Source organism: Phormidesmis sp. 146-12 (assembly GCF_052939495.1).
Window position 1 is genome coordinate 1 of the sequence record NZ_JBJPHS010000196.1, and the last position, 6,238, is coordinate 6,238.

Sequence of the window (6,238 nt, forward strand, 5' to 3'; positions counted from 1 at the left end):
CTTCTATTCTCGCGAATCGCCGACAGTCGCTCCCCCAACCAATAGATGCGCCCCAGCAAAACCAATCGCTTGATGCTACCAAAGGAAACTACACCCAATTAGAAGCTTTGTTGGAGGCAGGGCAATTGAAAGAAGCAGATGAAGAAACTACCAAAAGTATGTACGAAGGTATGGGACAAAAGTTCTATCTTCGAGATCAGGATATACAGCAATTTCCTTGTGCTGACCTGCGCACGATCGATCAACTTTGGGTGAAGTATAGCCATGGCAGGTTTGGCTTTAGCGTCCAGAAGAAAATTTGGCAGAGGTGTGGTAGCCCTAAGAAGTACAATTCACAATGGGAAAAGTTTGGAGTAGAGGTGGGATGGCGAACGAAGGGACCGGCTATCCTCGGAGGAACTTGGAAAAGCGATGCAGAGTTAACTCTTGACATGTCTGCCCCAGTGGGACACTTCCCAGCCACGTTTAGGGTGAGAACGGGAAAAGAGACGGGAGGGTGGAGGGGGAGAGGGGGACATGTGTGGGGGTTCTCTTCTCTCGTGCAAAGACTTGTAGAATGTAGCATTTAACAGCTTCAGGCATTCCCAAAGATTTGTAATAGCATTCTTCTTCCACGAACCATCAGCTTTTCAAGGATTCATTACCTGGTACCAAGGGGTTTGTGCCTGTTTAATCTCGGATCATGGCAAGTTAGGAATTGTAGCAATTTGCCTCAACAAATTCCCTTGCCACCTTATGAATCTCTGAAGAAGTTGCTCATTCATCCCACAGATTCATTTGCCCTGGACTAGTTGTCTGGGGTTTGCCCTTCTTCTTAATTCCCTCAAGCAACCGACTCCTCCAATGCGGCTTCTTTTCCAGTTTCGGCTTTGGTTTATACCTCTGGCAAAACTTGTAGGGCAATGCCCACCCTACTCTTTAGGTCACTACATATTGAGTACACTTCAGGAAATATTTGAGACTTGACGCTATAGGCAGCATCTACATACAATAGTACTATTCACTTGGTCAGGTTCTTGGAGTTTTTATGACTAGAAGAGTTTTCTTTAGCTTTCATTACCAGCAAGATATTTGGCGAGTCAATGTTGTACGAAACCATGCCAAGGTAAAAAGCGGTTATCAGGAAGCTGGTTATTGGGATTGCTCTCTTTGGGAATCAACGAAGAGAACAGGTGAAAACTCACTCAAACAGCTCATTAATTCAGGTTTGCAGAATACCTCTGTTACCGTTGTGCTGATTGGAACTGAGACATCCGAACGTAAGTGGGTCAAATATGAAATTGAGAGAAGTCGCGAACGTGGCAATGGAATGCTAGGAATATACATTCATAACATTAAGGACATAAACGGAACACCTGACTTGAAAGGGAACAATCCTTTTGACAGCTTCACTGTCGAACAGCGCAGCCCGTATACTTATATGTCGAAGACGTATGTTAGTATGTCCCAGGTTTTCCCAACCTATGATTGGGTTTACAACGATGGATACAATAACTTTAGTAAGTGCGTTGAAGATGCAGCGAGGGTTGCAGGTAGGTAATTCTCACCTGTCGTGCTTGATGTACGTGCGTGTTCGATACAAATTGCTTTAGGCAACAACTTCCCAAACTGGATATTCTTCAATGACAGGGCGAGTTTGATCCCGTTCAGTCGTTTGAATAGGAAACCAGAGGGTTCTGGGAGGGCGATTGTTTTGTAAGCGAATTCGATTATGACAGTTTGGACATTCAACGACTCTGTTGGCAAGTTGATCCGGAGAAGTAGGAAAGTAACCGAAGTAGTCAACTTGTGGATCAGAAGTTGTTAAATTAAGGTGCCTTTCCCAATCAACGTGTTCTGGGCGACGATTTCGCGGACGACAATGTGGACAAGGTACTCGAACCGTTTTCCAGAAAGAATCTTTCATAAATTCAGGGTCGTACCAGCCAAAGGTAGGGCGAAGCACTAGAGATAGTAATTTAGCAGGACCTGAAGGCGGAATTCTTGTATCAGGACCAACTGTGAGCGGATCACTATTATTCAAAATTTTGAATAAACGATGAGACTGAGCGGACGTTATTGAGGGTATTGGTAGTTGAGAAGCCCCAATAAGAAGAGGAGTCAAGTCAGGACGAGACTTGTCTAAGACAATATAAGCTTGTCGAATAGATCTGTCTGAGTTACTTCGATGTTTAATCAGAAAGAGTAGCTCGGAGCAAGTCCAGAAGGAATCGAAGTAATCGTCTGACAGAAAAATAACGGCTCTGCTTGTTGATGTTATTTCATGTCCTAGCCGGGCTACACCTTCCCACATCTGCTGAAGCGTAACACACTCTGTCCTGTATGAGTATTCTGCTTCTGGCACTATCCGGACAGTGAGATCAGATGCCTTTGTAAATTTTTGACTCCATGTTTCTACAGCTTTTTGCTGAGTTCCACGAAAGCTTAAAAATACATCGGCAGCATTGTTAAACATCCAATATTGACTTGCTATCGGGCTACTGAAATTATCTGTTCTATCAGGTATAAAACGTTGACCAGAAAGAATAGTAAATAGGTATCGATCAAGCCAAGCTCCTAAAACCTCGTTAGTAAATGCTTCGCCATGAATTGGAGCGAATTGGTTGTAAGCCAATACATTACGAGGCAACGGGGTTCTACTAACAACTACGTACTTGCTCCCCGACTGTTTTGCTCTTTCGTTGAAGGCATGGTAGGCGTGACCAGGTTCAACGGATCCGTCCCAGAGTACTACATCTGAGCTGAACTCTGCTTTTAACGAATCACCACGATTTGCATCGGGACGTGATTCTACCAAATTAATCCCACGCCTATTGCATATAGGCTGAACGTAATGATCCAGGAGCTTCTGTCCTTTGTCATTGTGAACCCTGAAAAAAGAGAGTTTTGTCATATTACTATCTGAATTTTCCCATTTTTCTAACTTAATCAGATAAATCCGCTCTACTTGGATGGTAGTGGCACAACTAGAAGCAAAATTGTGATCAAGAACGTAATCAAATAAGGCAGGTTTGCCCAGGACTTGAGCGTGTTAGGAATTTGTCCGAGGAATTTGGTTGAGTTGTCGGGTTTGAGAAAATTTCCTTTAACTTTCTCGATCCATTCCTGATCTTCAGGAATGATATACCCACTTAAAATTCGGGCTAATCGGTTAAAGTTATCACGAAACTTTCGCTCCAAATACAAGTAGTAAACATCCAGAACACCGAATAGTGCAAAAGCGACAAATGCCAACACAAATAAAACCGCACTTCGATTGGTAAACCCAAAGCCCACTATTGCTGCCCAAACGGTTATTCCAACTTTTTTCACTTCTAATGAATTGTTTGCCATGCGCGTGATCGCATTTTGCAACATCTCGCTTTGCTTGATCAAATATTCCCTATTCTTTTCAACCCAGTCTAAATAGTTAGTTGACATAGTCTTTAAAGCAGCAATAGTTACCCAACTCTAGAATTTTACTGATTGTTTTTGAAGAGCATTTTCTGTAGCTTCAAGTAGCCAATTTGACAGGCTGAGAAATCACAGGCTTCTAAGTACTCAAACGGATGCCATTCATTTTTGGCGATCGACTCCATATAGGTGCCATCCTGTTGAGCCAAATCTGGTTTCAGGTTTGTGACATCAGCATAGTACAGATAGCAGATCTCATTCACCTGAGTTCCCACAATATACTGACCCATCGGCAAAGCCTGAACCCGATAGCCCGTTTCCTCATACACTTCTCTTTTAGCCGCCGCTTCCGGCGATTCCCCCTCCTCTAACGCCCCAGTAACCGGACAGGGAAACAGCCTGAACCTTCCATCCACTTCTCGATTATCAATACAAAGATGCTGCTGGCGAATTAAAACTTCATACTGTTCCGGCTTTTCGCCACTTCTTTTCAAGAGAAACACCGCAACAGAATCCTTACCCTTGCGCTCCAAATACTGAAATCCTCTCGGAGATTCCTTAACTGCAATCCACTGAGCGCTAAAAATAATCCTATCTGCATCCATTGTCCACAGCCCCATCAGTTCTCGATCGCCTTAGATTACATCAGCAAGCACACGATCGCTACTCTTTCCCTTTATTTTCAACGCGATCTCCCCTCTCTCTGTAGGCTAGATTGAGCACCGTCAAGTTCTTGCCTATTAATCATTGGATGAAGTGAGACCCAACTGCAATCGATCGCTCCACTCCTGAGCATCGGCAGCAACCCGCAAACGATCGCTAAAGCAATCTCTAATCATGATCAGAGGATAAAAGATTAGATCCAGGAATTCGAGCTTTATCCTGATAGTGTGATCGCCCAAACTCCCCAACGAGCTAACCGCCGAATCCTTCATCAACCATTACCCCACTGCAAACTCCGTCAGCCGCCGCCCACTCACAGGCTGATACGCCAACACGATCTCCCCCTTCGGCACCCCCAATGCCACCAACTCATTCGCAACCCCCACCTCCGTTCCATCATGCTGAATCCAAATCTTGCCATCAATCAAATCGATATGAATCGTACAACCAAACACCCGTCGTCGATTCTCCCAGCCCACACTGAACAACTGATAGTGATCACGCTCCTCATCAAAAAACACAACCTCCTCAATCTCCCCGTAGGAAGACTTCAACCGACTATGCTCCGTTAAAATTTGCTTAATCCAAACCCGATATTGCTCTAGCTTATCCATTGCACAACCTCCTGCAAATCTGGATCAAAAATCAGCAACTTCACCGCATTCTCCGCAATGCTGATGCGGACGACCTCCTCTGGAAAAAATTCCTCATAGGTGAACAGCGGCACCGCCAGATACAGCACTCGCTCTGGCTGCTTCAACCGCAACGCAATGCGGTAATTAATAAACTGTCCCAGCGCGGCATGAAATTCTGAAACGGTTGAAGGCGCCAGAAAACTCTTCACCTCCACAGCGATAAACTGATTATCCTTCTCCGCCGCCACCAGAGCCTCAGCCGCCAAATCAATCTGCAATTTATACCGCGTCGAAAACTTCAGCGCCAAAGGATCAGCCGTCACCTTCCAGCCATCCTTGATCAACGCAGCCTTCACAACATCATGATAAACATCCCGTGCGGACATATGCCAAATCACTCATCAGTACATTCATTGTATTGTTTATCCCGCAAGGTAAAAGAGGTAATACCTACCCCACACTGCTGGATGCATTATTAACCTTTCCAGGGTCAGTCTAGCTGGGAGTTTGATAAATGGCATAGTCGTTGTCTATTTTGCTGGGGCACATGCTCCCTTTCCACCAACATTTTCTCTAATTCACCAGCAGAATCTTCTGACAGTGGCACTGTTTCCTCGCCCGTATGCAGATTCCCTCGACAAATCGTGCGCCTCGCTTCATTCCGAATAATAAAGTCACCCGTGGGTTGAACGTAGGCAGTCCACTTGTTGCCTACCTTAAACTGAGCAATTTCAGCATCACCTGACCTTTGCTGCTCATAGGTAGTGCCAACGGCTGTCACCAGTCCTGAAAACATCTCCCTGCGCCATTGATCTCTATCCCGTTCAGAGTTTTGAACCGATTCGGCACCGGGGAGGACTGGCTCAGGCAGTTGAATGGAATCAGGGTTCAACTTCAGTACCACGCTGGAACCTTCAGGACGTAGATTAGCTTCAAAAGAACTTCCGATCGGTAGCTTAGGAGTATCCGGTGAGAAAGTGCCAAGGTTCTTGTCGTCGATCTGGACGATCGGGGTGCCGTTATAACGGTAATACTCTGGATGCGATTCCGGCAGTTCAAACTCCCCCACCTGAACACTCACAGACTGATTGCGCCATTGCTTACTGGCAAAGTTCTCCCCAGCAAAGTCATTGTGACGGATACCCAAAACCTTTATTTCATCGAACTGAAATGCCTGAAGCTGTTGACAGACCTCTTCTGTAAATAGGTTGTACGCCAGCGCCCCCACGCCTGAATCCTGCCGCGATTCTGCCCACGTATGATCCGCGGGAGGAATAATTCGCAAATCATCGGGTACACGAAGTTCATCCAGATCGTTAACATTTTTGCCAAACTTCGCCTCCAGCTTTTCAACCAAACGGGGCGGAAGATCTTTGAGCGCAAACTCAATCATCGGTAGCTGCGGATGAATCATCGCATCAAATTGAATGCCCTTCTGCTCCAGAGTTTCCTTCCACCGAATCGCATCCGACCCAAACGGTACACTCAACACTTGACATACTCACCGTCCTAAAGGAGCGGTGATTCTTGACGCTTCGCCGACTGAT

8 protein-coding genes are annotated in these 6,238 nt (G+C 45.6%); 2 read left to right on the top strand and 6 right to left on the bottom strand.

Annotation, left to right across the window (positions count from 1 at the left end; translation table 11 throughout):
- Both ACKFKF_RS33930 and ACKFKF_RS33935 read left to right on the top strand, forming a co-directional pair.
- Positions 1-569: GUN4 domain-containing protein (locus ACKFKF_RS33930; protein WP_446862277.1), on the top strand; the 569-nt coding region annotated here is incomplete at its 5' end.
- Between the two features lie 458 nt (positions 570-1,027).
- Entirely contained in the window at positions 1,028-1,540 is a 513-nt protein-coding gene (locus tag ACKFKF_RS33935; protein WP_446862276.1) for a TIR domain-containing protein, read from the top strand.
- 48 nt (positions 1,541-1,588) lie between these two features.
- Here the strand turns inward: ACKFKF_RS33935 and ACKFKF_RS33940 are convergent, their stop codons facing one another.
- From ACKFKF_RS33940 to ACKFKF_RS33965, 6 genes are all read right to left on the bottom strand, one after another.
- The gene (locus ACKFKF_RS33940) at positions 1,589-2,893 is read right to left on the bottom strand and encodes a hypothetical protein (RefSeq protein ID WP_446862275.1); all 1,305 of its coding nucleotides are present in this window, start codon (positions 2,891-2,893) and stop codon (positions 1,589-1,591) included.
- A gap of 50 nt (positions 2,894-2,943) precedes the next feature.
- The gene (locus ACKFKF_RS33945; RefSeq protein WP_446871774.1) at positions 2,944-3,420 is read right to left on the bottom strand and encodes a hypothetical protein; all 477 of its coding nucleotides are present in this window, start codon (positions 3,418-3,420) and stop codon (positions 2,944-2,946) included.
- 38 nt (positions 3,421-3,458) lie between these two features.
- Complete coding sequence (locus ACKFKF_RS33950; RefSeq protein ID WP_446871775.1) at positions 3,459-3,998, bottom strand: NUDIX domain-containing protein; 540 nt, start codon at positions 3,996-3,998, stop codon at positions 3,459-3,461.
- Positions 3,999-4,334: 336 nt separating this feature from the next.
- Positions 4,335-4,670, bottom strand: coding sequence for an element excision factor XisI family protein (locus tag ACKFKF_RS33955; protein WP_446871776.1), 336 nt, complete (start codon positions 4,668-4,670; stop codon positions 4,335-4,337).
- On the bottom strand, positions 4,658-5,077 hold the full coding sequence (locus tag ACKFKF_RS33960; RefSeq protein ID WP_446871777.1) for an element excision factor XisH family protein: 420 nt from the start codon (positions 5,075-5,077) through the stop codon (positions 4,658-4,660). The genes ACKFKF_RS33955 and ACKFKF_RS33960 overlap by 13 nt, the downstream gene beginning before the upstream one ends.
- Before the next feature lie 104 nt (positions 5,078-5,181).
- Complete coding sequence (locus tag ACKFKF_RS33965; RefSeq protein WP_446871778.1) at positions 5,182-6,183, bottom strand: hypothetical protein; 1,002 nt, start codon at positions 6,181-6,183, stop codon at positions 5,182-5,184.
- Between the last annotated feature and the right edge of the window lie 55 nt (positions 6,184-6,238).